The following is a 24,367-nucleotide window of genomic DNA, read 5'->3' as shown; positions in this document are numbered from 1 at the left end:
GGGTTTCCAACTTCATTCAAGGAGCTGCCTGAGAACGTACGGCAGGATGCCGCCGTGCCGGTAGTAGTCCACCTCGATGGGCGTGTCGATGCGCAGCTTGACCACCACGGTCTGCTTGCTGCCATCGGCACGCGTGATCACCAGCTGGGCCTCGCTTTGCGGTGCCAGGTCGGCGGCGGGAATCACTTCCACGAACTCCTCGCCCGTCAGGCCCAGGGTCTGCCAGCTGTCCGTGCCCAGGAATTGCAGCGGCAGCACGCCCATGCCCACAAGGTTGGAACGGTGGATGCGCTCGAAGCTGCGCGCCACCACGGCCTTGATGCCCAGCAGCTGCGTGCCCTTGGCGGCCCAGTCGCGGCTCGATCCCGTGCCGTATTCCTCGCCCGCGAAGATCACGGTGGCGCGGCCCTCGGCCTGGTACTTCATGGCCGCGTCGTAGATGGGCATCTTGGTGACCTGGCCCGTGCCGTCGCGGTACAGCGTCAGGCCGCCCTCCTCGCGCGAGCCATCGGGCTGCGCGGGAATCATCAGGTTCTTGATGCGCACGTTGGCAAAGGTGCCGCGCATCATCACCTCATGGTTGCCGCGCCGCGAGCCGTAGCTGTTGAAGTCGGCCTTTTGCACGCCGTGGGCCAGCAGCCACTGGCCTGCGGGCGAGCTTTCCTTGATGGAGCCGGCCGGCGAGATGTGGTCGGTGGTGATGGAGTCGCCGAACAGCGCCATCACGCGCGCGCCGTGCACCACGTAGGGGTTGGAGCCTTCGGCGCCGGCGGCGGGCGCTTCCAGCTCAAGCCGGAAGCCGTCGAAGAACGGCGGCTCGGCAATGTAGGTGCTCTCGGGCCAGGTATAGGTGGCGCCCGTCACGCCGTGGATCTTTTCCCAGAGCTTGCCGGGCTCGGAGCGCACCTTCTCGTAGTTCTCGCGGAAGGCCTTGCCGTTCATGGCGTACTTCATCAGCGCGTGGATCTCTTCGCTGGTCGGCCAGATGTCGCCCAGGTAGATGTCACGGCCGTTCTTGCCCTGGCCCACGGGCTCGGTCATCAGGTCGCGGCGCACCGTGCCGGCAATGGCATAGGCCACGACCAGGGGCGGGCTGGCCAGGAAGTTGGCCTTGATGTTGGGGTGGATGCGCGCCTCGAAGTTGCGGTTGCCCGACAGCACGGCCGCGCAGACCAGGTCGTTGCTGGTGATGGCCTCGTTGAGCTCCGGCGTGAGGTCGCCCGCGTTGCCGATGCAGGTGGTGCAGCCGTAGCCGGCCAGCGCAAAGCCCAGCTTTTCCAGGTAGGGCAGCAGGCCGGCCTCGGTCAAATACTCGGTCACTACGCGCGAGCCCGGCGCCAGAGAGGTCTTGATGTGCGGCTGCACCGTGAGCCCGGCCTTCACCGCCTTCTTGGCCAGCAGGCCGGCGGCCAGCATCACGCTGGGGTTGGAGGTGTTGGTGCAGCTGGTGATGGCGGCAATCAACACGTCGCCGTTGGCGATGCTCAGGCGCTTGGGCGGCGTAGGAGCATCGACCGGCGCCTCGCTGTGGGCGGCCTCCAGCTTGGGCTTGTTGGCCTCCATCTCGGCCAGCGAGCGCTGCGCGCCGGGCGGATGGGCCGGCGTCTCGGGCGCCACCTCGCCCTCGCCGCCACCGCCTACGCGAAAGCTCCGGCCCAGCCGTTCGATCGGCTGGTTGAACCCGTTGTGCGCCGCAGGGGCGCTGAACAGCTCATCGAACTTGGACGACACATTGCCCAGCTCGATGCGGTCCTGCGGGCGCTTGGGTCCGGCCAGGCTGGGCGCCACCGTGCCCAGGTCCAGGCGCACCACATGCGAGTAGTCGATCTCGCCGGCGGCCGGCACGCCGAACAGTTCCTGCGCGCGGAAATAGCCCTCGAAGGCCTCGATCTCGGCCTTGCTGCGGCCCGTGCCCTTGAAGTAGTCGATGGTTTTTTCATCGACGGGGAAAAAGCCCATGGTGGCGCCGTACTCGGGCGCCATGTTGCCGATGGTGGCGCGGTCGGGCAGCGCCAGGGTGCGCGTGCCTTCGCCGAAGAACTCCACGAACTTGCCCACCACCTTCTCGCGGCGCAGGATCTCGGTCACCGACAGCACCAGGTCCGTGGCCGTCACGCCCTCGCGCAGCTGGCCCGACAGCTCGAAGCCCACCACATCGGGCGTGAGGAAGTACACGGGCTGGCCCAGCATGGCGGCCTCGGCCTCGATGCCGCCCACGCCCCAGCCCACCACGCCGATGCCGTTGATCATGGTGGTGTGGCTGTCCGTGCCCACCAGGGTGTCGGGGTAGTGCACACCGTCCTTGGTCTTGTGCACGCCGCGCGCCAGGTACTCCAGGTTCACCTGGTGGACGATGCCGAAGCCCGGCGGCACCACGCCGAAGGTGTCGAAGGCCTGCATGCCCCACTTCATGAACTGGTAGCGCTCCTTGTTGCGCTGGAACTCCAGCTTCATGTTCAGGTCCAGCGCCTTCTTGGTGCCGAAGTAGTCCACCATGATGGAGTGGTCCACCACCAGGTCCACGGGCACCAGCGGCTCGATGGACTTGGGCTTCTTGCCCAGTCTGGCGGCCGTGCTGCGCATGGCGGCCAGGTCGGCCAGCAGCGGCACGCCCGTGAAATCCTGCAGCACCACGCGCGATACCACGAAGGGGATCTCGTCCACGCGCTCGGCCTGGGGCTTCCAGTTCGCCAGCTGCTCCACATGCTCGCGCGTCACCTTGTTGCCATCGCAGTTGCGCAGCACGGACTCCAGCACGATGCGCAGCGACACGGGTAATCGCCGGACCTGTGGATATTGCCTTGCCAGTTCAGGCAGGGAGAAGAACTTGCCCTTCTTGCCCCCCGCCGCAGCAAAGGACTTGAGGGTGTTTTCATATTCGTGGCGCATCGTGAGACTCCTGGATGAAACTCTGGGAAGGCACATGCGCGCCGCCTTTTCCGGGCTGCTGGGCATGCACCAAGACTCTGATTTCCATTGTGCCCAGAAGTGCCCGCGGATGCTGTGGTCCATTGGCGATAGTCACACGCGGACAACGCTGTCCGCGCGGCAAAAGCGACAGGCTTTCACGGGGCTGTCATCGAACCGGCCAGCGAAGCCCTGCTGCGCCACAACCCCGCGCACTGCAGATCGCCCAGCGCCACGCCGATGGCCGCCTGGCCCAGCACCCATGCCCAGCCTGCGGGCGCAGGCTCCAGCACGCCGCTGTACAGCACAACCCCGCAGGCCAGGGCCCAGCCGAAGTTGCCGAACACGGCAATGGCCACCAGCCTCCTGCTGCGCGGCATGCGGCACGCGCCCCAGCCAGCCACGCAGGCCCAGGCCAGCAAGAAGCACCCCGTGCCCAGCAGCAGCGCCTGCGGCAACCCCGTGACAACGGCCAGCGGCTGCGCAAAGGCCAGCTGCACCGAACCGGCCGCGGCGCAGCAGATGGCGTCGGCCCACAGGGTGCGGGGCAGGAAACGGGCAGGGGAAAACATCGGCATCAGCACTCCTTGTGGATCGCCGGGCATGCACCTCGCAAGCCGGCCCCACCGATGCTCCGCCGCCACCGCCCCCCCGAGTCCATGACCTGCCAGGTCATGCCAGCCCCGCTGGAGCAACTCCAGTCGCTATGCCACAATCCGCACCAGCCCCCTGTTAAGGGGCCGGTGCTTGAAAACACCTTTGAAGAATAGCGGAGCGGCCTCCCCGATAGCGAGGCCTTGTCACGTCTGATTTGCTTGGATCGTGGGCGCTTGCCTGCATCCGAACGGTTTGGGACGGGATGGGGCTCACCGCAAGGCTGCCCGCACGACTATTCTCGTGTTTTCAACATCCCGTCCACCATTGCTGTGCTTGAAAACCCGGCCTGGTGGTTCAGTCTCGAATAGGAGCACGGAACCATGTACATCGCATCCATCTCGATGGCCCGCCTCGCCTTTGCACGGAGAGCCGAGCCATGACACCCAGACCCCCACCAGGCGCCGAGCATTTCACCCAGGTCGTGACCGAGGTGGACCGCCTCGCCTTTGCACGGAGAGCCGAGCCATGACACCCAGACCCCCACCAGGCGCCGAGCATTTCACCCAGGTCGTGACCGAGGTGGACCGCCTGGTGCAGCAAGGCTGTGCCGAAATCTCGGCGCTCTCCCGCATGGTCCTGCTATGGCTGAAAACGCCCGAAACCAGCAACCGCCTGGACGTGCTCGCCAGCGCCCTGCGCACCATCCGCAGCAGCGCCGACATGCTGGCCAGCGAAACCAGCGGCGAAGTCGTCGCCGTGGGCTGCTCCCACTACGTCAAAAGCAGCGCCCCCCCTGAACCGGGCCGAGCGCAGCAAAGGCCCGAGCCCACTCCCCGTATATCAGCGCCTGCGTCGGGCCGCCTGCGGGGTTGCAGTCCTGCCGAAGGACAGGACTGCTTCGTCAACTGACTCGCCGCAGTTGCCAGGTCATGCCAGCCCCGCTGGAGCAACTCCAGTCGCTATGCCACAATCCGCACCAGCCCCCTGTCACGGGGCCGGTGCTTGAAAACACCTTTTCCAAGACTAGCGGTGCAGCCTCCCCGTCAGCGAGGCTTTGTCACGTCTGAATCCTGTATTCGTGGGCGCTTGCCCACGTCTGTGCGATTTCGGGCGGGATGGGGCTCACCGCAAGGCTGCCCGCACGACTAGTCTCGTGTTTTCAACATCCCGCCCACCTGCCTGCGCTTGAAAACGCAACCCGGTGGTCTCAAGCCTCGACTAGGAGCACGGAAGCATGCGCAACGTTTGCCTTTCCACGGCCTCTCTCAACCTTGCACGGAGAGCCGAGCCATGACACCCAGACCCCCACCCAGCGCCGAGCATTTCACCCAGGTCGTGACCGAGGTGGACCGCCTGGTCCAGCAAGGCTGTGCCGAGATCTCGGCACTCTCCCGCATGGCCCTGCTGTGGCTGGAAACGCCCGAGACCAGCAACCGCCTGGACGTGCTCGCCAGCGCCCTGCGCACCATCCGCAACAGCGCCGACATGCTGGCCAGCGAAACCAGCGGCGAAGTCGTCGCCGTGGGCTGCTCCCACCACGTCAAAAGCAGCGCAGCCCCCTGAACCCGGGCCCGACGCAGGTTGCCCCGCAGCGCAGCGAAGGGGTCGCGGGCATCCGGGTCGCCTTCTTTGGCCTGACCTTTCTTGGCGAATCAAGAAAGGGCAGTCGGCTGCCGGGCCGAGACCCGGCCTCGAAAAACAACGGCCCGGCAGGGTCAAAACAAGCCCGCTGTAGTCATGACATGGCAACACGCGCACCGCCAACCACATCGCGCGTGCGCCGCAACCCAGTCCACTGCAACTCAGCCAACACCACAACCACCACCGCCTGAGCCAACACCCACGTCACCCCCCAGGCAGACAACCTCAACCCACCAAACGCCAACAGCGCAACACAGCCCGCAGCCCACCCCAAATTCCCCACAACGACCAGCCCGATCAACCGCCGCGGCACAGGCGAGCGCGCCGCCATCCACGCAGCCAGCAGCGCATAGCCCAGCAAAAACCAGCCTGTGGACTGCAGCAGCGCCAGAGGCAACCCCGTCACATCCGACAGCGGCTGCCCCGCCACCAGTTGCAAGGCGCCCGAGGCGGCGCAGGAAGCAGCATCGGCCCACATCACGCGGGGCAGGAAACGGGGGGAAGCAAACATCGACATGGCGAACTCCTTGAGAGCAACAGGCACACACCGTGCATGCCATGGACTGCATGGTCCGCCGCAGGCTGCACAGGGTCGATAACCTCGCAGGTCATGGCCGCCACGCCAGCCCCGCCGCTACGATGCGGGCCATGACCTCCACCGCCCATCCACCGTCCGCGCGCTCGCCCTTCGGCGACCATCTGCGCCACTGGCGCCAGCACCGCCGCCTGAGCCAGCAGGGCCTGGCGCTGGAGGCCGAGATCTCCACGCGCCACCTGAGCTATGTGGAAACCGGCCGCGCCCAACCCAGCCGCGAGATGGTGCTGCGCCTGGTCGAGCGCCTGGGCGTGCCGCTGCGCGAGCGCAACGCGCTGCTGGTGGCCGCAGGCTATGCACCCATGTACCAGGCCCGGCCGCTGGACCACCCGGACCTGGCCGCCGCGCGCCAGGCCGTGGACCTGGTGCTCAAGGGCCACGAACCCAATCCGGCCCTGGCCGTGGACCGTCACTGGAACCTGGTGGCCGCCAACGCCATCGTGCCGCTGCTGCTGGCCGGCGTGGCGCCCTGGCTGCTGGAGCCGCCCGTCAATGTGCTGCGCCTGAGCCTGCACCCCGAAGGCCTGGGCCCGCGCCTGGCCAACGCAGCCCATTGGCGCGCGCATCTGCTGCACCGCCTGCAGCAGCAGATTGCCGCCACGTCGGATGCACAGTTGCAGGCGCTGCACGACGAGATTGCCGCCTACCCGTTCAAGGAAGATGAAGCGGACTCGCATGGCGCAGCACCTGCCAGCCACATCGCCGTGCCCTTCGCGCTGGACACCGACCATGGCCGGCTGAACTTCATCAGCACCATCACCATCTTCGGCACGCCTGTGGATGTGACGCTGCAGGAGCTAGCCGTGGAGTCGTTCTTTCCGGCGGATGCGCAGACGCAGGAGGTGCTGGGGCGGTTGAGGCAGGCTGCGTAAACCGGAAAGTACAGAGCCAGAAAGCAGCAAAGCCCGCCGAAGCGGGCTTTGCTCATGGAGCCGGATCAGGCCGGACTCAGGCGCTCACGCCCCTGGCCACGTCCGCGTACTCTTCGATCTGGTCGAAGTTCATGTAGCGGTAGACGCTGGACTTGTCGGCATCGATCACGCCCATTTCCTTGAGGTATTCCTCCTTGGTGGGCAGCTTGCCCAGGCGCGATGCGATGGCGGCCAGCTCGGCCGAGCCCAGGAACACGTTGGTGTTCTTGCCCAGGCGGTTGGGGAAGTTGCGGGTCGAGGTGGAGATCACCGTCGCGCCTTCGCGGACCTGGGCCTGGTTGCCCATGCACAGCGAGCAGCCCGGCATTTCGGTTCGGGCACCGGCCGTGCCGAAGGCGGCGTAGTGGCCTTCCTTGATCAGCTCGTTCTGGTCCATCTTGGTGGGCGGAGCCACCCACAGCTTGACGGGGATGTCGCGCTGGCCGCCCAGCAGCTTGGCTGCTGCGCGGAAGTGGCCGATGTTGGTCATGCACGAACCGATGAAGGCTTCATCGATCTTGGTGCCGGCCACTTCGGACAGGAACTTGGCGTCATCGGGATCGTTGGGGCAGCAGACGATGGGTTCCTTGATGTCGGCCAGGTCGATCTCGAACACGGCAGCGTATTCGGCGTCCTTGTCGGCTTCGAGCAGGTCGGGCTTGGCCAGCCAGGCTTCGACCTTCTCGATGCGGCGCTGCAGCGTCTTGGCGTCGGCGTAGCCGTCGGCGATCATGTTCTTCATCAGAACGATGTTCGAGGTCAGGTACTCCTTGATCGGCTCGGGGTTGAGCTTGATCGTGCAGCCGGCAGCCGAGCGCTCGGCCGAGGCGTCGGACAGCTCGAAGGCCTGTTCCACCTTCAGGTCGGGCAGACCTTCGATTTCCAGGATGCGGCCTGAGAAGATGTTCTTCTTGCCGGCCTTGGCAACGGTCAGTGCGCCTGCCTTGATGGCGTACAGGGGAATGGCATGCACGAGGTCACGCAGGGTGACGCCGGGCTGCATTTCGCCCTTGAAGCGCACGAGCACGGACTCGGGCATGTCCAGGGGCATCACGCCCGTGGCAGCGCCGAAGGCCACCAGGCCGGAACCTGCAGGGAAGGAGATGCCGATGGGGAAGCGCGTGTGCGAGTCGCCGCCCGTGCCCACGGTGTCGGGCAGCAGCAGGCGGTTGAGCCAGGAGTGGATCACGCCGTCACCGGGACGCAGGGCCACGCCGCCGCGGTTGCTGATGAAGGCAGGCAGCTCGCGGTGGGTCTTGACGTCCACGGGCTTGGGGTAGGCGGCCGTGTGGCAGAAGGACTGCATGACCATGTCGGCCGAGAAGCCCAGGCAGGCAAGGTCCTTGAGCTCGTCGCGGGTCATGGGGCCGGTGGTGTCCTGCGAACCCACGGTGGTCATGCGCGGCTCGCAGTAGGTACCGGGGCGCACGCCCTGGCCTTCCGGCAGGCCGACGGCGCGGCCGACCATCTTCTGGGCCAGCGTGAAGCCGGCGTTCGAAGCAGCGGGCGCCTGGGGCAGGCGGAACACGGTGGAGGCAGACAGGCCCAGGAATTCGCGGGCCTTGGCGGTCAGCGAGCGGCCGATGATCAGGTTGATGCGGCCGCCGGCGCGCACTTCGTCGAACAGCACGTCGCTCTTGAGCTGGAACTCGGCGACGGTTTCGCCGTTCTTGACCAGCTTGCCGTCATAGGGCAGCACGTCGATGACGTCACCCATCTCCAGCTTGGTGACATCGACTTCGATGGGCAGCGAGCCCGAATCTTCCTGCGTGTTGAAGAAGATGGGAGCGATCTTGCCGCCCAGGGTCACGCCGCCGAAGCGCTTGTTGGGCACGAAGGGGATGTCCTGGCCCGTGGCCCAGACGATGGAGTTGGTGGCCGATTTGCGCGAGGAGCCGGTGCCGACCACGTCGCCCACGTAGGCGACCAGGTGGCCCTTCTTCTTGAGGTCGTCGATGAACTGCATCGGGCCGCGCTTGCCGTCTTCCTCGGGCTTGAAGGCCGCGTCGGGACGGGTGTTCTTGAGCATGGCCAGGTAGTGCAGCGGGATGTCCGGACGGCTCCAGGCATCGGGCGCGGGCGACAGGTCGTCGGTGTTGGTCTCGCCGGGCACCTTGAAGACGGTGACGGTGATCTTCTTGTCCACTTCGGGGCGCGAGGTGAACCACTCGGCGTCAGCCCAGCTCTTCATGACTTCCTGGGCCTTGGCGTTGCCGGCCTTGGCCTTGGTGGCCACGTCGTTGAAGAAGTCGAACATCAGCAGCGTCTTCTTCAGCGCATCGGCGGCCACACCGGCGACTTCGGCGTCGTCCAGCAGCTCGATCAGGGGATGCACGTTGTAGCCACCCACCATGGTGCCCAGCAGCTCGGTGGCCTTGGCCTTGGAGATGAGAGCCACCTGGATGTCACCGTGGGCCACGGCTGCCAGGAAGCTGGCCTTGACCTTGGCGGCATCGTCCACGCCCGGAGGAACGCGGTGCGTGAGCAGGTCGAGCAGGAAGGCATCCTCGCCAGCGGGCGGGTTCTTGATCAGCTCGATCAGTTCGGCAACCTGCTTGGCTTCCAGCGGCAGCGGGGGGATACCGAGCGCGGCGCGTTCGGCCACGTGGTCACGGTAGGCTTTCAACATGATTCTCTCTCCATGGTTTTCTAAAGTGGGGCTGCTTGCGGGACGCTCAGGTCCGGGCCTGGATTACTGGCCGGCGGGCTTGGGTGCTTCCAGCAGGCTGGGAGGCGGGTTCTTCTTGATGGCCTCGGCCACCTGAAGCTGATCGGGGCTCATGCATTCGTCGGCCAGGCGCTGGCCGACCTTCTGGTTCATGAGCATCGATTTGTTGGCGATCTGCAGCCAGACGGCGCCGGCATGCTTGTCTTCCAGGCGCACGGTGCCGGTCGAGGTCTTGACGGGCGACATGTGGTACTTGAAGCCCTTGCCGTCGATGTTGAAGTAACCCGGGTTGGCCTGGTCGGCCGTCACATTGACGAAGGCGCCCAGCTCGCAGGGGATGCGGCCGGTGTGCACGCGCTCGGAAATGGCCAGGTCTTCGGCGGACAGCGGCTGCTGGGCAGCAGTTGCGACGGCGGCCGCACCGCCGACGGCGGCAGCGCCGGCAGCGGCCTTGGCCGTGGTGGCCTTCTTGGCGGGGGCCTTCTTGGCCGCAGGCTTGGCAGCGGCCTTGGCCGGCGCCTTCTTTGCGGTGGCGGGCTCGGCGGCGCTGGCACCCAGGCCCATGGCCAGCAAGGGGGCTGCGATCAGGATGGAGGCGATAGCTGTCTTCATACGTTGGGCTCCTGCAAATTCCCGGTGTGGGCTAAGCAAGTGATTCTGATGCAAACCAGGGCTGCACCTGTGGGGGCAGCGCCTGGCCGGTCTGGTGGGCACGTGTGAGCAACTGCCAGAAATAGCGGTAGCTCGCCCGGTCATGTAATACACCATCCACGCTGACGGGCGCCCAATCGGCGGCCTCGGCGGCGGTAAGTATTTGTGCGGCCTGCGCCACTTCGTCGGCCTGGGGCGCGAAGGCGGCGAGGATGGGGCGGATCTGGTCCGGGTGGATGCTCCACATGCGGGTATAGCCGAGCCGCCGTGACGCCTGTGTGGCAGCGGCCTGCAGCGCCTGTGGATTCCTGAATTCGGTGACCACGCAGTGCGAAGGCACCTTGCCGTGCGCGTGGCAGGCGGCTGCGATCTCCAGCTTGGCACGCACGACCAGCGGATGGTCGAACTGGCCGGCCGAGCCCATGGCCGAGGCAGGAATCGCACCGCCATGGGCCGAGACGAAGTCCATCAGGCCGAAGGAAATGCTCTGCACGCGCGGGTGTGCCGCGATGTCGAAGGCACGGTGCACGGCGGCGGGCGACTCGATGAGCACATGCAGCGGCAGTTCGCGGCAGCCCAGGCGACCCAGATGCCGCTCGGCCAGCAGCACGTCGTCCACGCTTTCCACCTTGGGCAGCATGAGGTGGCACAGGCGGTCGCCGGCCTCGCCGATGATGATGTCCAGGTCCTGCGCGAAGCTGGCGTGGTCCACGGCATGCACGCGCGCAGCCACGCGGGCACCGGGCGCGGCATCGCGCGCCAGCGAGGCCACCAGGCGCGCATGGGCCGCCTCCTGGCCCACGGGGGCGCCATCCTCGCAGTCCAGCGTGACGTCGAAGACGCAGGTGCCGAACTCAGCCATCATCTCGGCCTGCAGCTGCAGGCTCTTGCGCATGCGCACTTCCACGCCGCTGTAGTGGTCGCAGACGGGCAGGTGCAGGGCACCGCCCTGCGCATCGAGCAGCACCTGGGCCGGGTGTGCGCGAGAGGGTGTGGACGTGGCGGCGGTCATGGCTTGCGCTGGGCGACGATGAACAGGCGGGGGAAGGCCAGCAGGCGCCGGCCGTCGGCGCGCACGCCGTAGGCGGCGTCCACGCGGTTTTCGTATTCGGTGAGGAAGTCGGCCTGCAGGGCTTCGGGCAGCCCCTCGACGAAGGGCTTGAGGCCGGTGCCGCGCAGCCACTGGACGATGGCGCCGGCCGAGTCCATCGGATGCTGGTAGACGGTGTGCCAGACATCGACGGCGCCGGCCTCGACGCCGGCCTGCTCCTGCGGGCCGGCCAGCAGGTCGTAGTAGCTGCGGATGGGCAGGATATCGGCCCGCACCTTGGCGGCATCGCCGATGTAGGCGGCAAACTTGGGCAGGCTGGCGATCTCGCGCATCACGCGGTGCGTGGCCTCCTGCCGGTTGTCGGGCATCTGTATCGCCAGCACGCCCCCTGGCGCCAGTTGGGCGAACAGGCGGGGTATCAGCGTTTCATGCTCCCCCACCCACTGGAGGGAGGCATTGGCATAAATCAGGTCGGGAGCGCTCTCGCCGGGGGCGGGCGTCCAGGAAGCAATGTCGGCCAGCGCGAAGCGGGCCTCAGGCAGATGCTGGCGCGCGGTGGCCAGCATCGCCTGGGAGTTGTCTATGCCGGTGATCGTGGCACCGGCATAGCGCTGTGCAAGCAGCTCGGTGGAATTGCCCGGCCCGCATCCCAGGTCCACCACATGGCGGGCCTGGGCCAAGGGCACACGCGCCAGCAGCTCGGCTGCGGGGCGCGTACGCTCATTGGCGAAACGCAGGTAAAGCGCGGGATTCCAGTCGAGCATGGCTTGCCGGCGGCTTACAGCAGGTGCTTGACGCCGTCCTGTTCGCCTTGCAGCTCGGCCAGGGTCTTGTCGATGCACTCTTGCGAGAAGGCGTCGATTTCCAGGCCTTCGACGATCTTGTACTCGCCGTTCTCGGTGGTGACCGGGAAGCCGAAGACGATGCCGGCGGGGATGCCGTATTCGCCGTTGGAGGGCACGCCCATGGTGACCCATTCGCCGCCCGAGCCCAGGGCCCAGTCGCGCATGTGGTCGATGGCAGCGTTGGCAGCCGAGGCAGCCGAGGACAGACCACGAGCGGCAATGATGGCGGCGCCACGCTTGCCGACGGTGGGCAGGAACACGTCCTTGTTCCAGGCCTGGTCGTTGATCTTGGCCTTGACGCTTTCACCGTTGACGGTGGCGAAGCGGTAGTCGGCGTACATCGTGGGCGAGTGGTTGCCCCAGACGGTCAGCTTGCGGATGTCGCCCACCTTGAAGCCGGCCTTGGCAGCCAGCTGCGATGCAGCGCGGTTGTGGTCCAGGCGCAGCATGGCGGTGAAGTTCTTGGCCGGCAGGTCCGGAGCCGACTTCATGGCGATGTAGGCGTTGGTGTTGGCGGGGTTGCCGACGACCAGCACCTTCACGTTGCGCGAGGCAGCGGCGTTCAGCGCCTTGCCCTGGGCCGTGAAGATCTGTGCGTTGGCAGCCAGCAGGTCGGCACGTTCCATGCCGGGGCCGCGGGGACGCGCGCCGACCAGCAGGGCGTAGTCGGTGTCCTTGAAGGCTTGCAGGGGGTCGGAGTGGGCTTCGATGCCGGCCAGCAGAGGGAAGGCGCAGTCTTCGAGTTCCATGATCACGCCCTTGAGCGCGTTCTGGGCCTTCTCGTCGGGAATCTCCAGCAGTTGCAGAATGACGGGCTGGTCCTTACCCAGCATTTCGCCGGAGGCGATGCGGAACAGCAGGGCGTAACCAATTTGACCGGCGGCACCGGTGACGGCGACACGAACGGGCTTCTTGCTCATGATGAAACTCCAGGGATGGGGAAAAAATCAGGTGTTATCGGCGCCAGGTCGCACCAGCGTCAGAAACCAGCAGCCCGTGCTCCGCAAACAACGCGAAAGTGTACTCCCGATTTCGAAGCCCGGTCAATTTGTCTTATGTCTTATATAAGATATGATCGACGTCTGTTTCCAAGTCTTTCATCTGCGTCGCCGGGAGCCTCCCCACCCCGAACTTTTCCATGCCAGTCCTGCCTCCCCTCGCCTCAGACAACGCCGCTCCCACCATCGGCGCGGGCGCATCGACCCCGGCCTTCAGCCCTTTGTATCAGCAGATCAAGGGACTGATACTGCAGAGCCTTGAAGCAGGCGAATGGCGGCCCGGCGAACTGATTCCCAGCGAGATGGAGCTGGCCGCGCGCTTTCGCGTGAGCCAAGGCACGGTGCGCAAGGCCATCGACGAGCTGGCCGCGGAGAACCTGGTGATGCGCCGCCAGGGCAAGGGCACCTTCGTGGCCACCCACGCGGCCCAGCATGTGCAGTACCGCTTCCTCAAGCTGCAGCCCGACGGCGGCGACCAGCAGGGCGAGGGCCGTGCCGAGCGCCGCATCATCGACTGCCGGCGCCTGCGCGCATCGGCGGACGTGGCGCGCGGCCTGGCGCTGCGCAGCGGCGATGCCGTGATGCATGTGCGCCGCGTGCTGTCGTTCTCCGCAATCCCGACCATTTTGGAAGACATCTGGCTGCCGGGCCACGCCTTCAAGGGCCTGACCGCCGAGCAGATGTCCGCCTACCAGGGCCCCACGTACGCCATGTTCGAGCTGGACTACGGCGTGCGCATGGTGCGCGCCGACGAAAAGATCCGCGCCGTCCTGCCCGAGGCCGAACAGGCCCTGCTGCTGGATGTCCCCAGCACCACGCCCCTGCTGAGCGTGGAGCGCACCGCTTACACATACAACGATGTTCCCATGGAGTTACGCCGTGGCCTGTACCGCACCGACACCCATCACTACCGCAACGCGCTGAGCTGAACGATCCGTTCCCCAGAGAAGCGGGCGAAAATACGCAATTCCCAGCAAAGCTGTTTTTATTGCATTGCAATAGAATTTTGCATCGCCGCCCCTGAGCGATTACGAAGCAGTTACATCCACGAAAGTACCCTGCCATGACTGAGCAAGCCAAAAAGCGGCCAGAGTTCCGCAACATCAACTTCTTCAAGGACCTCCCCACCTACCGGTTGCCGCCGGCCGGCATCGTGTCCATCCTGCACCGCATCAGCGGCCTGCTGATGTTCATCCTGCTGCCTTTCATCCTCTGGATGATGGACATGTCGCTGACTTCGGAGATCTCCTTCGACGGCTTCACCTCGGTTTTCGCAGGTCCCTTCGGATGGTTCCTCAAGCTCGTGTGCCTGGCATTGATCTGGGCCTACCTGCACCACTTTTGCGCCGGCGTCCGCCACCTGTTCATGGATGTGAACCACCACGCCGTCAACAAGCAGTTCGGCAAGTCCTCGGCCCTGGTGGTGCTGGTCCTGAGCGTTGGCCTGACCCTGATCCTGGGTGCCAAGCTGTTCGGCCTGTACTGATTCACGATCTCTCCCTCACGATAAGGAAAAAGAACCATGTCCGTGAATTACGGCTCCAAGCGCACCGTGGTCGGTGCGCACTACGGCATCCGCGACTGGATGGTGCAGCGCGTCACCGGCGTGCTGATGGCACTGTTCACCATCGTGCTGCTGGCCAAGCTGATCTTCAGCACCGGCTCCGTCGGCTATGACCTGTGGGCCGGCATCTTTGCCCCGCAGTGGATGAAGTTCCTGACCTTCGCCGTGATCGTCTCGCTGGCCTGGCACGTCTGGGTCGGCGTGCGCGACATCTGGATGGACTACGTCAAGCCCGTGGGCCTGCGCCTGGTGCTGAACGTTTTCACCCTGGTCTGGCTCGTCGGCTGCGCCGGCTGGGGCATCCAGATCCTGTGGCGTATCTGATAGAGACGCGGTCTCCACGATTGAAGGTTAAGAATGAGCTACTCCAAAGCAAACATCACCAAGCGCAAGTTTGACGTCGTCATCGTCGGCGCTGGCGGCTCCGGCCTGCGTGCCGCGCTGGAACTGTCGCGCGCCGGCCTGTCCGTGGCCTCGCTGTCCAAGGTCTTCCCCACGCGCTCGCACACCGTGGCTGCGCAAGGCGGCGTGTCCGCTTCGCTGGGCAACATGAGCGAGGACAACTGGCACTACCACTTTTACGACACCATCAAGGGCTCCGACTGGCTCGGCGACCAGGATGCGATCGAGTTCATGTGCCGCGAAGCGCCCAACGTCGTGATCGAGCTGGAACACTTCGGCATGCCGTTCGACCGCAACCCCGACGGCACCATCTACCAGCGCCCCTTCGGCGGCCACACGGCCAACTACGGTGAAAAGCCCGTGCAGCGCGCCTGCGCCGCGGCCGACCGTACCGGCCACGCCATGCTGCACACGCTGTACCAGCAGAACGTCAAGTCCAAGACCAACTTCTTCGTGGAGTGGATGGCGCTGGACCTGATCCGCAACACCCAGGGCGACGTGGTCGGCGTGACCGCCATCGAACTGGAAACCGGCGACCTGTACGAGCTGCACGCCAAGGCCGTGCTGCTGGCCACGGGTGGCGCTGGCCGCATCTTCCAGGCATCGACCAATGCCTTCATCAACACCGGCGACGGCCTGGGCATGGCTGCACGCGCAGGCATCCCGCTGCAGGACATGGAGTTCTGGCAGTTCCACCCCACCGGCGTGGCCGGCGCGGGCGTGCTGCTGACCGAAGGCTGCCGTGGCGAAGGCGCCATCCTGCTCAACAGCGAAGGCGAACGCTTCATGGAGCGCTACGCTCCCACGCTGAAGGATCTGGCACCGCGTGACTTCGTGTCCCGCTCCATGGACCAGGAAATCAAGGAAGGCCGTGGCTGTGGTCCCAACAAGGACTACATCCTGATGAAGCTGGACCACCTGGGCGCAGACACCATCCGCAAGCGCCTGCCTTCGGTGGAAGAGATCGGCCACAACTTCGCCAACGTGGACATCACCAAGGAACCGATTCCCGTGGTGCCCACCATCCACTACCAGATGGGCGGCATTCCCACCAACATCAACGGCCAGGTCGTGGTGTGGGACGGCCAGCAGAACAACGTGGTCAATGGCCTCTATGCCGTGGGCGAATGCTCGTGCGTGTCGGTGCACGGCGCCAACCGCCTGGGCACGAACTCGCTGCTGGACCTGCTGGTCTTCGGCAAGTCGGCCGGCAAGCACATCGTGCAGTTCGTCAACGGCTTCGGCGACCACAAGGCCGTGCCGGCCGATGGCTCCGAGCGCACGCTCACGCGCCTGAACCAGCTCGACGACTCCAAGGAAGGCACCTACGCCCAGGACCTGGCTGGCGACATCCGCGCCACCATGCAGCAGCATGCCGGCGTGTTCCGCACGCAAAAGAGCATGGACGAAGGCGAAGTCAAGATCAACGCCATCCGCGAACGCGTGGGCTCCGTGACCCTCAAGGACAAGTCCAAGGTCTGGAACACCGCCCGCATGGAAGCGCTGGAAGTGGACAACCTGATCGAAGTGGCCCAGGCCACCATGATCTCGGCCGCTGCCCGCCACGAATGCCGCGGCGCCCACACCGTGTACGACTACGAGCATCCTGCCGACCACGCCGAGTTCCCGCTGGGCCGCAATGACAAGGAATGGCTCAAGCACACCCTGTGGTACAGCGCCACCAACAGCCTGGACTACAAGCCCGTGAACCTGAAGCCCCTCACGGTGGACAGCGTGCCGCCCAAGGTCCGTACGTTCTAATCCAGCAGCCCACGAGAGAACAGACAAATGAAGCGCACTTTCAAGATCTACCGCTACGACCCGGACAAGGATGCCAAGCCCTACATGCAGACCGTCGAGGTCGAGCTGGACGGCCACGAGCGCATGCTGCTGGACGCCCTGGTCAAGCTCAAGGAGATGGACCCCTCCATCTCGTTCCGCCGCTCCTGCCGCGAAGGCGTGTGCGGCTCGGACGCGATGAACATCAATGGCAAGAACGGCCTGGCCTGCCTGACGAACATGAAGACCCTGCAGGGCGACATCGTTCTCAAGCCCCTGCCCGGCCTGCCCGTGATCCGCGACCTGATCGTGGACATGACGCAGTTCTTCAAGCAGTACCACTCGATCAAGCCGTACCTGCAGAACGACAGCTTCGCGTCTCCCACCAAGGAACGCCTGCAGTCGCCTGAAGAGCGCGAAGAGCTCAACGGCCTGTACGAGTGCATTCTGTGCGCCAGCTGCTCCACCAGCTGCCCCAGCTTCTGGTGGAACCCCGACAAGTTCGTGGGCCCGGCCGGCCTGCTGCAGGCCTACCGCTTCATCGCGGACAGCCGCGACGAGGCCACGGGTGACCGCCTTGACAACCTGGAAGATCCGTACCGCCTCTTCCGTTGCCACACCATCATGAACTGCGTGGACGTGTGCCCCAAGCACCTCAACCCCACGCAGGCCATTGGCAAGATCAAGGAACTGATGGTCCGCCGGGCCATCTGATGACCATGACGAATACTCTGCTCGACGAACGCGAGCGAGACCTGCTGCGCTGGCGCTGCCGGCGTGGCCTGGTCGAGAACGACCTGTTCATCGCGCAGTTCTTCGCCACCTACGGAGACCAGCTCACGCGGAGACACGCGAGCGGTCTGTCTGCCTTGATGGACCTGGCAGACAACGACCTGATGGACCTCTTCTTGCGCCGCAAGGAGCCTGAAGGTGAACTCGATACCCAAGAAATCAGGGAAGTTCTGGAACTGGTGCGCAAGCGCAAGCCCGGTTCTCTCCCGCTAGTAGGCTAGGCAATCTAGAGAAGGAAGTTTGGAAATGAAACTCGCAGACAACAAAGCAACGCTGTCATTCAGCAACGGCGCTCCCAGCGTCGAGCTGCCCGTCTACCAGGGCAACGTCGGTCCCGACGTGGTGGACATCCGCAAGCTGTACGCGCAGACCGGCATGTTCACCTATGACCCGGGCTTCCTCTCTACCGCCTCGTGCCAGTCCGCCATCACCTACATCGATGGCGACAAGGGCGAGTTGCTGTACCGTGGCTACCCCATCGAGCAGCTGGCCAAGAACTGCGACTACCTCGAGACCTGTTACCTGCTGCTGTACGGCGAGCTGCCCAACGAGTCCGAGAAGGCCGACTTCGTCGAGCGCGTGACCAAGCACACCATGGTCAACGAGCAGATGCAGTTCTTCCTGCGTGGTTTCCGCCGTGACGCCCACCCCATGGCCGTCCTGACGGGTCTGGTCGGCGGCATGTCGGCCTTCTACCACGACAACATGGACATCAACAACGCCGAGCACCGCGACATCGCCGCGATCCGCCTGATCGCCAAGATGCCCACGCTGGTCTCCATGGCCTACAAGTACGGCATCGGTGCGCCGTACATGTACCCCAAGAACGACCTGAGCTACGCCGGCAACTTCATGCGCATGATGTTCGGCAACCCCTGCGAGGAGTTCAAGGTGAACCCCGTGGTCGAGCGCGCGCTGGACCGCATCTTCATCCTGCACGCAGACCACGAGCAAAACGCCTCCACCTCCACCGTGCGCCTGTGCGGCTCGTCGGGCACCAACCCCTTCGCCGCCATCTCGGCCGGCGTGGCCTGCCTGTGGGGCCCTGCCCACGGCGGCGCCAACGAAGCCTGCCTGAACATGCTGGAATACCTGCAGGCCAACGGCGGCGTTGCCAAGGTCGGCGAGTTCATGGAACAGGTCAAGGACAAGAACAGCGGCGTCAAGCTGATGGGCTTCGGCCACCGCGTCTACAAGAACTACGACCCCCGCGCCAAGCTCATGCAGGAAACCTGCAATGAAGTGCTGGCCGAACTGGGCCTGGAAAAGGACCCCCTGTTCGCCCTGGCCAAGGAAGTCGAGAAGATCGCCCTGGAAGACGACTACTTCGTGCAGCGCAAGCTCTACCCGAACGTGGACTTCTACTCCGGCATCGTGCAGCGCGCCATCGGCGTGCCCGTGAACCTGTTCACCGGCATCTTCGCCCTGGCCCGCACCGTGGGCTGGATCGCCCAGCTCAACGAGCAGATGGCCGACCCCGAGTACAAGATCGGCCGTCCCCGCCAGCTGTTCACGGGCTCCGTGTCCCGCGACGTCAAGCCGATCGGCCAGCGCTGATCGCAGGTCCGGGCCTCAGCGGCCCGGCACCCAAAAGCCCCATGCCCTTGCATGGGGCTTTTTTCATTGGCGAGCCCACCGCTCCAGAAGGCCGCACCCGTCCTAGGAACACCATTTTCCCTATCGTGGCATGCCCATTGATTGAGCCTACCCACCTTAAGGTGGCCGTTGACCCTCCCTCAAACGGGATGGAGCCGCAGCGCAATGCCCGCTGCCATTCAACGCAACCCCGGGACTCACATGCTTGTCGAAATCAACAAGGACGGAATGCTCATCCATGCGCGCGTCAGGAATGCGCGCAGCCCCGCCATCGAGAGAGGAAAGCGGACCGCCGCCATCACCGGCATCGTCGTGCACCAGACCGATGCCAACACGGCCCAGTCTTCGCTAAACAGCTACAGGACCCCGAAGGCCAATGGGGCGCACTTCCTGATCGACAAGGACGGCACCATCTACCAGACTGCTGCCATCTATCAGCGTGCCAACCATGTGGGCCCGCTGAAGGCGAGATGCCTGCTTGTGGGGAAATGCAAGGCCAGGGACTATGAAGGAGCAGGCGTAAAGGGAATGCACCGCATCGAGATGATGAAAGCTCCTGGCGATCGCTATCCGAGCAACATGGAAGCCATAGGCATCGAGATGGTTGGCAGGGCTGTGTTGCCGAAAGGGTTCAAGCCCCCTCAACGACGAAAGGAACTGAGTCCGGAAGGGATTCGGGGAGAATTTGGCGTCTACCCCACACCGACTGAGGCACAAAACCGTGCTCTGACATGGCTGGTTGAAGCACTGCAAGATTCCATACAACTATCGCCCAGTGAAGTCTTCAAGCACCCTGAAGTAAGCCGGAAGAACCTGTCTGAGGCAGAAGGCGCAAACTGGGAAATGGCACCATGAGCTTCATTTTCATTCGCATTGTGACTGTGCTTTCGGCAATGGCCATGGCATCGATGCTCCATGCGGCCGATGCCAGATACCCAGTCAGGCAAGTACAGAAAATCGAAATCTTCGAGCCCTCAGGCGGCTCTTCTTGGGAAGACAAAAACTGGCTTGATTGCGACGATGTGATATTGACCGAAGAGGATGTGCGATATGCGCTGCAGCACATGCGCAAAATTTCAGAGAAGCACTACTTCGGTGAATATATGGAAAGAACAGGGTGTTCAGGAGGGGCGTCCGTCAAGTTCAAGAGCGGAAAAATCATCGTCATGGGAATCGAACCCACAGGACGTATTAATCTTTTCGAGGCCAACAAAAAGCTGGACCCTATTGGAGTACCCGGAAGCTTCTACGACTGCCCACCCTGCAACAAACGCAAGATGGACCTGCTGCAGGACGCCCTGGACCGCGCAACCGAACGACGGCTCAAGGAGCTGAAGAGGCAGGGACGACTTCCTCCATGAGCCGCCTCCATTCGATCTTCTGGGCACTCATTTCGGCGGTGCCCGATCCCTGTACAGGCACGTGTAGCCGAACCGGCTGCAACGGCAGGTGGCCTGGTGAATGGCCCGCTGGCCGACTGCGCCGCCTGGCCTGAGCGCAAGGGCCAAGCCCCCTGCTTCACGCAGCGGCGCGGTTTCGCCGACAATGCCCCCCCGGCCCTCGTGGCCGGCCCTTTCTTGCGCCGGGGTTCCGGCCCCAGCCACTCCCTGCACACCATGAACTTTGCCTCCCTCGGCCTGAGCCCGGCGCTGGTCTCCAGCCTCCAAGACCTGGGCCTGGTCGATCCCACGCCCATACAGACCCAGTCCATCGCCCCCGTGCTTGCGGGCCGCGACCTCTGGGCCTGTGCGCCCACGGGCTCGGGCAAGACGGCCGCCTACCTGCTGCCGCTGCTGCAGCGCTGGATGGATGGCGGCAAGGCCCAGGGTGCCCAGGGCGGCTTTGTGCGAACCCTGACCACGCTGATCGTGGTGCCCACGCGCGAGCTGGCCCAGCAGGTGGGCGAGACGCTGTCCGACCTGGGCCGAGCGCTCAAGCAGCCGCCGCGCATCGGCGTGGTCTATGGCGGCGTGTCCATCAACCCGCAGATGATGATGCTGCGCGGCAGTGCCGACTTCCTGGTGGCCACGCCGGGCCGCCTGCTGGACCTGGTGGAGCACAACGCCGTGCGCCTGTCCGCCGTGCGCCACCTGGTGCTGGATGAGGCCGACCGCCTGCTGGACCTGGGCTTTCAGGAAGAGCTGCAGCGCGTGCTGGCCCTGCTGCCGAAGCAACGCCAGACCCTGCTGTTCTCGGCCACCTACCCCGAGGCCGTGCAATCGCTGGCCACGGGCCTGCTGCACGATCCCGTTCAGGCACGCGTCGATGCCGCCGAAGGCCAGGATGCCGCCAGCCCGCAAAGCATCACCCAGCGCGCCATTGCCGTGGACCGCGCGCGCCGCACGCAATTGCTGCGCCAGCTGGTGCAGGGCGACACCGCTGCGGGCACCGACCCTGTCACGCTCGAACGTGCCCTGGTCTTCGTGGCCACGCGGCACACGGCCGAACTGGTGGCTGAAAAGCTCTACAAGGCCGGCATCTTCGCCACGGCCTTCCATGGCGACCTGAGCCAGGGCGCACGCAAGGAAGCGCTGGCCGACTTCAAGGCCAAGCGCTGGCAGGTGATGATCACCACCGATCTGGCGGCGCGCGGCATCGACATCACCCAGCTGCCCCTGGTCGTCAACTACGACCTGCCGCGCTCGGCCACCGACTATGTGCACCGCATCGGCCGCACGGGCCGCGCGGGCGAGGACGGCACGGCCATCAGCTTCGTGACGCCGGCCGACCAGGCGCACTGGGCGCTGATCTGCAAGCGCAACCAGCTGGACCTTGAACTGGAGCAGCTGCCGGGCTTCGAGCCCACCGAGCCCGTGCCGCCGCCTCCGGTGGCGCAGGACGGCAACGGCGGCATCAAGGGCCGCCGCCCCAGCAAGAAGGACAAGCTGCGCGCCGCGGCCGCCGAAGCAGCCGAGACCGCAAAAAAGAACTGAGCGTTTCCGGTTCAGCCCGCGCCGCCTCGCCCGCCAAAGCGATCCCGGTACGCCACCGGGGTAATGCCCAGGTGGCGCACGAACAGGTGGCGCAGCGCCTGCTCCGAGCCCAGGCCCACGCGCGCGGCCACGGTCTTGAGCGGCAGATGGGCCTGGCTTTCCAGCAGTTGCTTGGCGGCCTCCAGCCGCGCGCTCTCCACAAAGGCCGTGGGGCTTTGCCCGGTTTCCTGCTGGAACACGCGGCGCAGGTGCCGCTCGCTCATGTGCGCCTGCTCGGCCATCTGCGCAAGGGTCAGGGGCTCGGCCAGATGGGCCATCACCCACTGCTGCACGGCCTGCACGCCGCCGTGCTGCGCGGCCTGGGCCGCAAGCGGCACGCTGAACTGCGACTGGCCGCCGGGGCGCTTGAGATACATGACCAGGTCACGCGCCACCTCCAGCGCCAGCGCGTGGCCGAAATCCTCTTCCACCACGGCCAGGGCCAGGTCGATGCCGGCCGTCACGCCGGCCGAGGTCCACAGCTGGCGGCTGCCTGCGCCATCGCGGATCTCCTCGCGCAGGTAGATGGCATCGGCATCGACCTGCACGCGCGGATGGCGCTGGGCCAGTTGCGCCGTCACGCTCCAGTGCGTGGCCGCGCGCCGGCCGTCCAGCAAGCCCGCCTCGGCAAGGAAGAAGCTGCCCGAGCACAGCGCAATCAGCCGCTGCACGCGCGGCGCCACGCGGCCCAGCCAGGCGACCAGCTCGGCCGAGCCGCCCAGCACCTGCTCGATATGGCGCGAGCCCACGACGACCACGGTGCAGCCCATGCCTGCAGCCTCCAGCCCGGCCAGCGTATGCGTGGCCTCCAGCGACATCAGCGTGTCCGAGCGCACGGGCCCTTGCCGCTGCGAGACCACGCGCACCTCGTAGCCGTCGCTCTGGCCGCGCGCGCGCAGGTGCACGTTGGCATAGTCGAACACCGACATGGGACCTATGGCCTCCAGCGCCTTGAAGCCGGGGTAGACGACAAGATCGATGCGGTGGGCGCTGGCGTGGCGGTGGTCCATGGGAAACGGCGGGCTCGGAGGCGGTCAGGGTGGAAAGAATGGGGCGGACTATACGAAAAGACGCAAGCACCCACGGCCAGCAGGCCCGGCCGAAGCCGGCCACACCCCTCAGATTCGGACATATCACCTGGGGCTGCGGCCATGATGCGGCCGGGCCGCCCGGCCATGGCCTACATTCAAGGCTTCGCGGAGCGCGCGCACTGCCGTTCCTGAGCCACCCCGACAGAAAGACACGCCCATGAAATCCAAAGCCGCCGTCGCCTTCAAGGCTGGAGAACCCCTGCAGATCGTCGAGATCGACGTGGCCCCCCCGAAGAAGGGCGAGGTCCTGATCAAGATCACCCACACCGGCGTCTGCCACACCGACGCGTTCACGCTGTCGGGCGACGACCCGGAAGGCATCTTCCCCGCCGTGCTCGGCCATGAAGGCGCGGGCATCGTCGTCGAGGTCGGCGAAGGCGTGACCAGCGTCAAGCCCGGCGACCACGTCATCCCGCTGTACACCGCCGAATGCGGCGAATGCCTGTTCTGCAAGAGCGGCAAGACCAACCTGTGCGTTTCCGTGCGCGCCACCCAGGGCAAGGGCGTGATGCCCGACGGCACCACGCGCTTTTCGTACAACGGCGAGCCCATCTACCACTACATGGGCTGCTCCACCTTCAGCGAGTACACCGTGGTCGCCGAAGTCTCGCTGGCCAAGATCCACCCCGATGCCAACCCCGAGCAGGTCTGCCTGCTGGGCTGCGGCGTGACCACGGGCCTGGGTGCCGTCAAGAACACCGCCAAGGTCCAGGAAGGCGACACCGTGGCCGTGTTCGGCCTGGGCGGCATCGGCCTGGCCGTGATCCAGGGCGCCAAGCTGGCCAAGGCCGGCCGCATCATCGCCGTGGACACCAACCCCTCCAAGTTCGACCTGGCCCGCACCTTCGGCGCCACCGATTGCGTGAATCCCAAGGATTTCGACAAGCCCATCCAACAGGTCATCGTCGAGATGACGGGCTGGGGCGTGGACCATAGCTTCGAGTGCATCGGCAACGTCAACGTGATGCGTGCCGCCCTGGAATGCGCGCACCGCGGCTGGGGCCAGTCGGTCATCATCGGCGTGGCCGGCGCGGGCCAGGAAATCTCCACACGCCCCTTCCAGCTGGTGACGGGCCGCAAGTGGCTGGGCACGGCCTTCGGCGGCGTCAAGGGCCGCAGCGAGCTGCCCGGCATGGTCGAGCAGGCCATGAGCGGCGAGATCCAGCTGGCCCCCTTCGTCACGCACACCATGGGCCTGCCGGAGATCAACGAGGCTTTTGACCTGATGCACGAAGGCAAGTCCATCCGCTCCGTCGTCGTGTACTGAAGCTCCCCCTGAGGCGCTGCGCGCCTGGGCAGCGCCAGTT

23 protein-coding genes are annotated in these 24,367 nt (G+C 65.5%); 14 read left to right on the top strand and 9 right to left on the bottom strand.

Annotated elements, in window-relative coordinates; all coding sequences use genetic code 11:
* Positions 1-12: 12 nt before the first annotated feature.
* Positions 13-2,889: an aconitate hydratase gene (locus IB269_RS28190; RefSeq protein WP_063326756.1), complete on the bottom strand. Its 2,877-nt coding sequence runs from the start codon at positions 2,887-2,889 to the stop codon at positions 13-15.
* A 176-nt stretch (positions 2,890-3,065) separates the two neighbouring features.
* A complete protein-coding gene (locus tag IB269_RS28185; RefSeq protein ID WP_192368874.1) occupies positions 3,066-3,485 on the bottom strand; it encodes a hypothetical protein in 420 nt (139 codons plus the stop codon).
* A gap of 544 nt (positions 3,486-4,029) precedes the next feature.
* Between IB269_RS28185 and IB269_RS28180 the strand changes: the two genes are divergently transcribed.
* Positions 4,030-4,413 carry a hypothetical protein gene (locus IB269_RS28180; protein ID WP_225614326.1) on the top strand — a complete coding sequence of 128 codons (384 nt, stop codon included), beginning with the start codon at positions 4,030-4,032 and terminating at the stop codon, positions 4,411-4,413.
* Positions 4,414-4,794: 381 nt separating this feature from the next.
* The gene (locus IB269_RS28175; RefSeq protein ID WP_097202951.1) at positions 4,795-5,067 is read left to right on the top strand and encodes a hypothetical protein; all 273 of its coding nucleotides are present in this window, start codon (positions 4,795-4,797) and stop codon (positions 5,065-5,067) included.
* Positions 5,068-5,239: 172 nt separating this feature from the next.
* On the opposite strand, the gene IB269_RS28170 is transcribed toward IB269_RS28175, so the two are convergent.
* Positions 5,240-5,662, bottom strand: a complete 423-nt coding sequence (locus IB269_RS28170; RefSeq protein WP_192368873.1) for a hypothetical protein — start codon at positions 5,660-5,662, stop codon at positions 5,240-5,242.
* Between the two features lie 131 nt (positions 5,663-5,793).
* Here IB269_RS28170 and IB269_RS28165 point away from each other — a divergent pair, with 131 nt between their 5' ends.
* Entirely contained in the window at positions 5,794-6,612 is an 819-nt protein-coding gene (locus IB269_RS28165) for a helix-turn-helix domain-containing protein (RefSeq protein WP_047218608.1), read from the top strand.
* Positions 6,613-6,688: 76 nt separating this feature from the next.
* Here the strand turns inward: IB269_RS28165 and acnB are convergent, their stop codons facing one another.
* The 5 genes from acnB to IB269_RS28140 all read right to left on the bottom strand — a co-directional run bounded on the left by acnB (position 6,689) and on the right by IB269_RS28140 (position 12,786).
* Positions 6,689-9,280 (bottom strand): bifunctional aconitate hydratase 2/2-methylisocitrate dehydratase, encoded by a 2,592-nt coding sequence (gene acnB / locus IB269_RS28160; protein ID WP_012204353.1) that lies wholly within the window; start codon positions 9,278-9,280, stop codon positions 6,689-6,691.
* A gap of 63 nt (positions 9,281-9,343) precedes the next feature.
* Complete coding sequence (locus IB269_RS28155; RefSeq protein WP_013803433.1) at positions 9,344-9,931, bottom strand: hypothetical protein; 588 nt, start codon at positions 9,929-9,931, stop codon at positions 9,344-9,346.
* A gap of 31 nt (positions 9,932-9,962) precedes the next feature.
* Positions 9,963-10,982 (bottom strand): HpcH/HpaI aldolase/citrate lyase family protein, encoded by a 1,020-nt coding sequence (locus IB269_RS28150; protein WP_192368872.1) that lies wholly within the window; start codon positions 10,980-10,982, stop codon positions 9,963-9,965.
* Positions 10,979-11,785: a trans-aconitate 2-methyltransferase gene (gene tam, locus IB269_RS28145; RefSeq protein WP_013803434.1), complete on the bottom strand. Its 807-nt coding sequence runs from the start codon at positions 11,783-11,785 to the stop codon at positions 10,979-10,981. The genes IB269_RS28150 and tam overlap by 4 nt, the downstream gene beginning before the upstream one ends.
* 14 nt (positions 11,786-11,799) lie before the next feature.
* Positions 11,800-12,786 carry a malate dehydrogenase gene (locus tag IB269_RS28140; protein ID WP_013803435.1) on the bottom strand — a complete coding sequence of 329 codons (987 nt, stop codon included), beginning with the start codon at positions 12,784-12,786 and terminating at the stop codon, positions 11,800-11,802.
* 218 nt (positions 12,787-13,004) lie between these two features.
* Between IB269_RS28140 and IB269_RS28135 the strand changes: the two genes are divergently transcribed.
* The 10 genes from IB269_RS28135 (at position 13,005) to IB269_RS28090 (ending at position 21,930) form a co-directional block, all read left to right on the top strand.
* Entirely contained in the window at positions 13,005-13,793 is a 789-nt protein-coding gene (locus tag IB269_RS28135) for a GntR family transcriptional regulator (RefSeq protein ID WP_012204348.1), read from the top strand.
* A gap of 134 nt (positions 13,794-13,927) precedes the next feature.
* Positions 13,928-14,350, top strand: a complete 423-nt coding sequence (sdhC, locus tag IB269_RS28130) for a succinate dehydrogenase, cytochrome b556 subunit (RefSeq protein WP_012204347.1) — start codon at positions 13,928-13,930, stop codon at positions 14,348-14,350.
* A 36-nt stretch (positions 14,351-14,386) separates the two neighbouring features.
* Positions 14,387-14,752 (top strand): succinate dehydrogenase, hydrophobic membrane anchor protein, encoded by a 366-nt coding sequence (gene sdhD, locus IB269_RS28125; RefSeq protein ID WP_012204346.1) that lies wholly within the window; start codon positions 14,387-14,389, stop codon positions 14,750-14,752.
* Positions 14,753-14,785: 33 nt separating this feature from the next.
* Positions 14,786-16,591, top strand: a complete 1,806-nt coding sequence (gene sdhA, locus IB269_RS28120; protein ID WP_012204345.1) for a succinate dehydrogenase flavoprotein subunit — start codon at positions 14,786-14,788, stop codon at positions 16,589-16,591.
* 27 nt (positions 16,592-16,618) lie between these two features.
* Positions 16,619-17,323, top strand: coding sequence for a succinate dehydrogenase iron-sulfur subunit (locus IB269_RS28115; protein ID WP_012204344.1), 705 nt, complete (start codon positions 16,619-16,621; stop codon positions 17,321-17,323).
* On the top strand, positions 17,323-17,622 hold the full coding sequence (locus IB269_RS28110) for a succinate dehydrogenase assembly factor 2 (protein ID WP_012204343.1): 300 nt from the start codon (positions 17,323-17,325) through the stop codon (positions 17,620-17,622). The genes IB269_RS28115 and IB269_RS28110 overlap by 1 nt, the downstream gene beginning before the upstream one ends.
* A 25-nt stretch (positions 17,623-17,647) precedes the next feature.
* Entirely contained in the window at positions 17,648-18,958 is a 1,311-nt protein-coding gene (locus tag IB269_RS28105) for a citrate synthase (RefSeq protein ID WP_012204342.1), read from the top strand.
* A gap of 204 nt (positions 18,959-19,162) precedes the next feature.
* Positions 19,163-19,852, top strand: coding sequence for an N-acetylmuramoyl-L-alanine amidase (locus IB269_RS28100; RefSeq protein WP_192368871.1), 690 nt, complete (start codon positions 19,163-19,165; stop codon positions 19,850-19,852).
* Positions 19,849-20,358 (top strand): hypothetical protein, encoded by a 510-nt coding sequence (locus IB269_RS28095; RefSeq protein ID WP_192368870.1) that lies wholly within the window; start codon positions 19,849-19,851, stop codon positions 20,356-20,358. Before IB269_RS28100 ends, IB269_RS28095 begins: the two co-directional genes overlap by 4 nt.
* Before the next feature lie 255 nt (positions 20,359-20,613).
* Positions 20,614-21,930, top strand: a complete 1,317-nt coding sequence (locus IB269_RS28090) for a DEAD/DEAH box helicase (RefSeq protein WP_192368869.1) — start codon at positions 20,614-20,616, stop codon at positions 21,928-21,930.
* An 11-nt stretch (positions 21,931-21,941) separates the two neighbouring features.
* Here the strand turns inward: IB269_RS28090 and IB269_RS28085 are convergent, their stop codons facing one another.
* Positions 21,942-22,979, bottom strand: a complete 1,038-nt coding sequence (locus IB269_RS28085; protein WP_012204335.1) for a GlxA family transcriptional regulator — start codon at positions 22,977-22,979, stop codon at positions 21,942-21,944.
* A 238-nt stretch (positions 22,980-23,217) separates the two neighbouring features.
* Here IB269_RS28085 and IB269_RS28080 point away from each other — a divergent pair, with 238 nt between their 5' ends.
* Positions 23,218-24,327 carry an S-(hydroxymethyl)glutathione dehydrogenase/class III alcohol dehydrogenase gene (locus tag IB269_RS28080; RefSeq protein WP_012204334.1) on the top strand — a complete coding sequence of 370 codons (1,110 nt, stop codon included), beginning with the start codon at positions 23,218-23,220 and terminating at the stop codon, positions 24,325-24,327.
* Positions 24,328-24,367 lie beyond the last annotated feature (40 nt).

It is taken from the genome of Delftia sp. DLF01, from assembly GCF_014852125.1.
Lineage (GTDB): Bacteria > Pseudomonadota > Gammaproteobacteria > Burkholderiales > Burkholderiaceae_C > Comamonas > Comamonas acidovorans.
The sequence above is the reverse complement of the archived record's forward strand: the minus strand, read 5'-3'. Positions and strand labels throughout refer to the sequence as shown.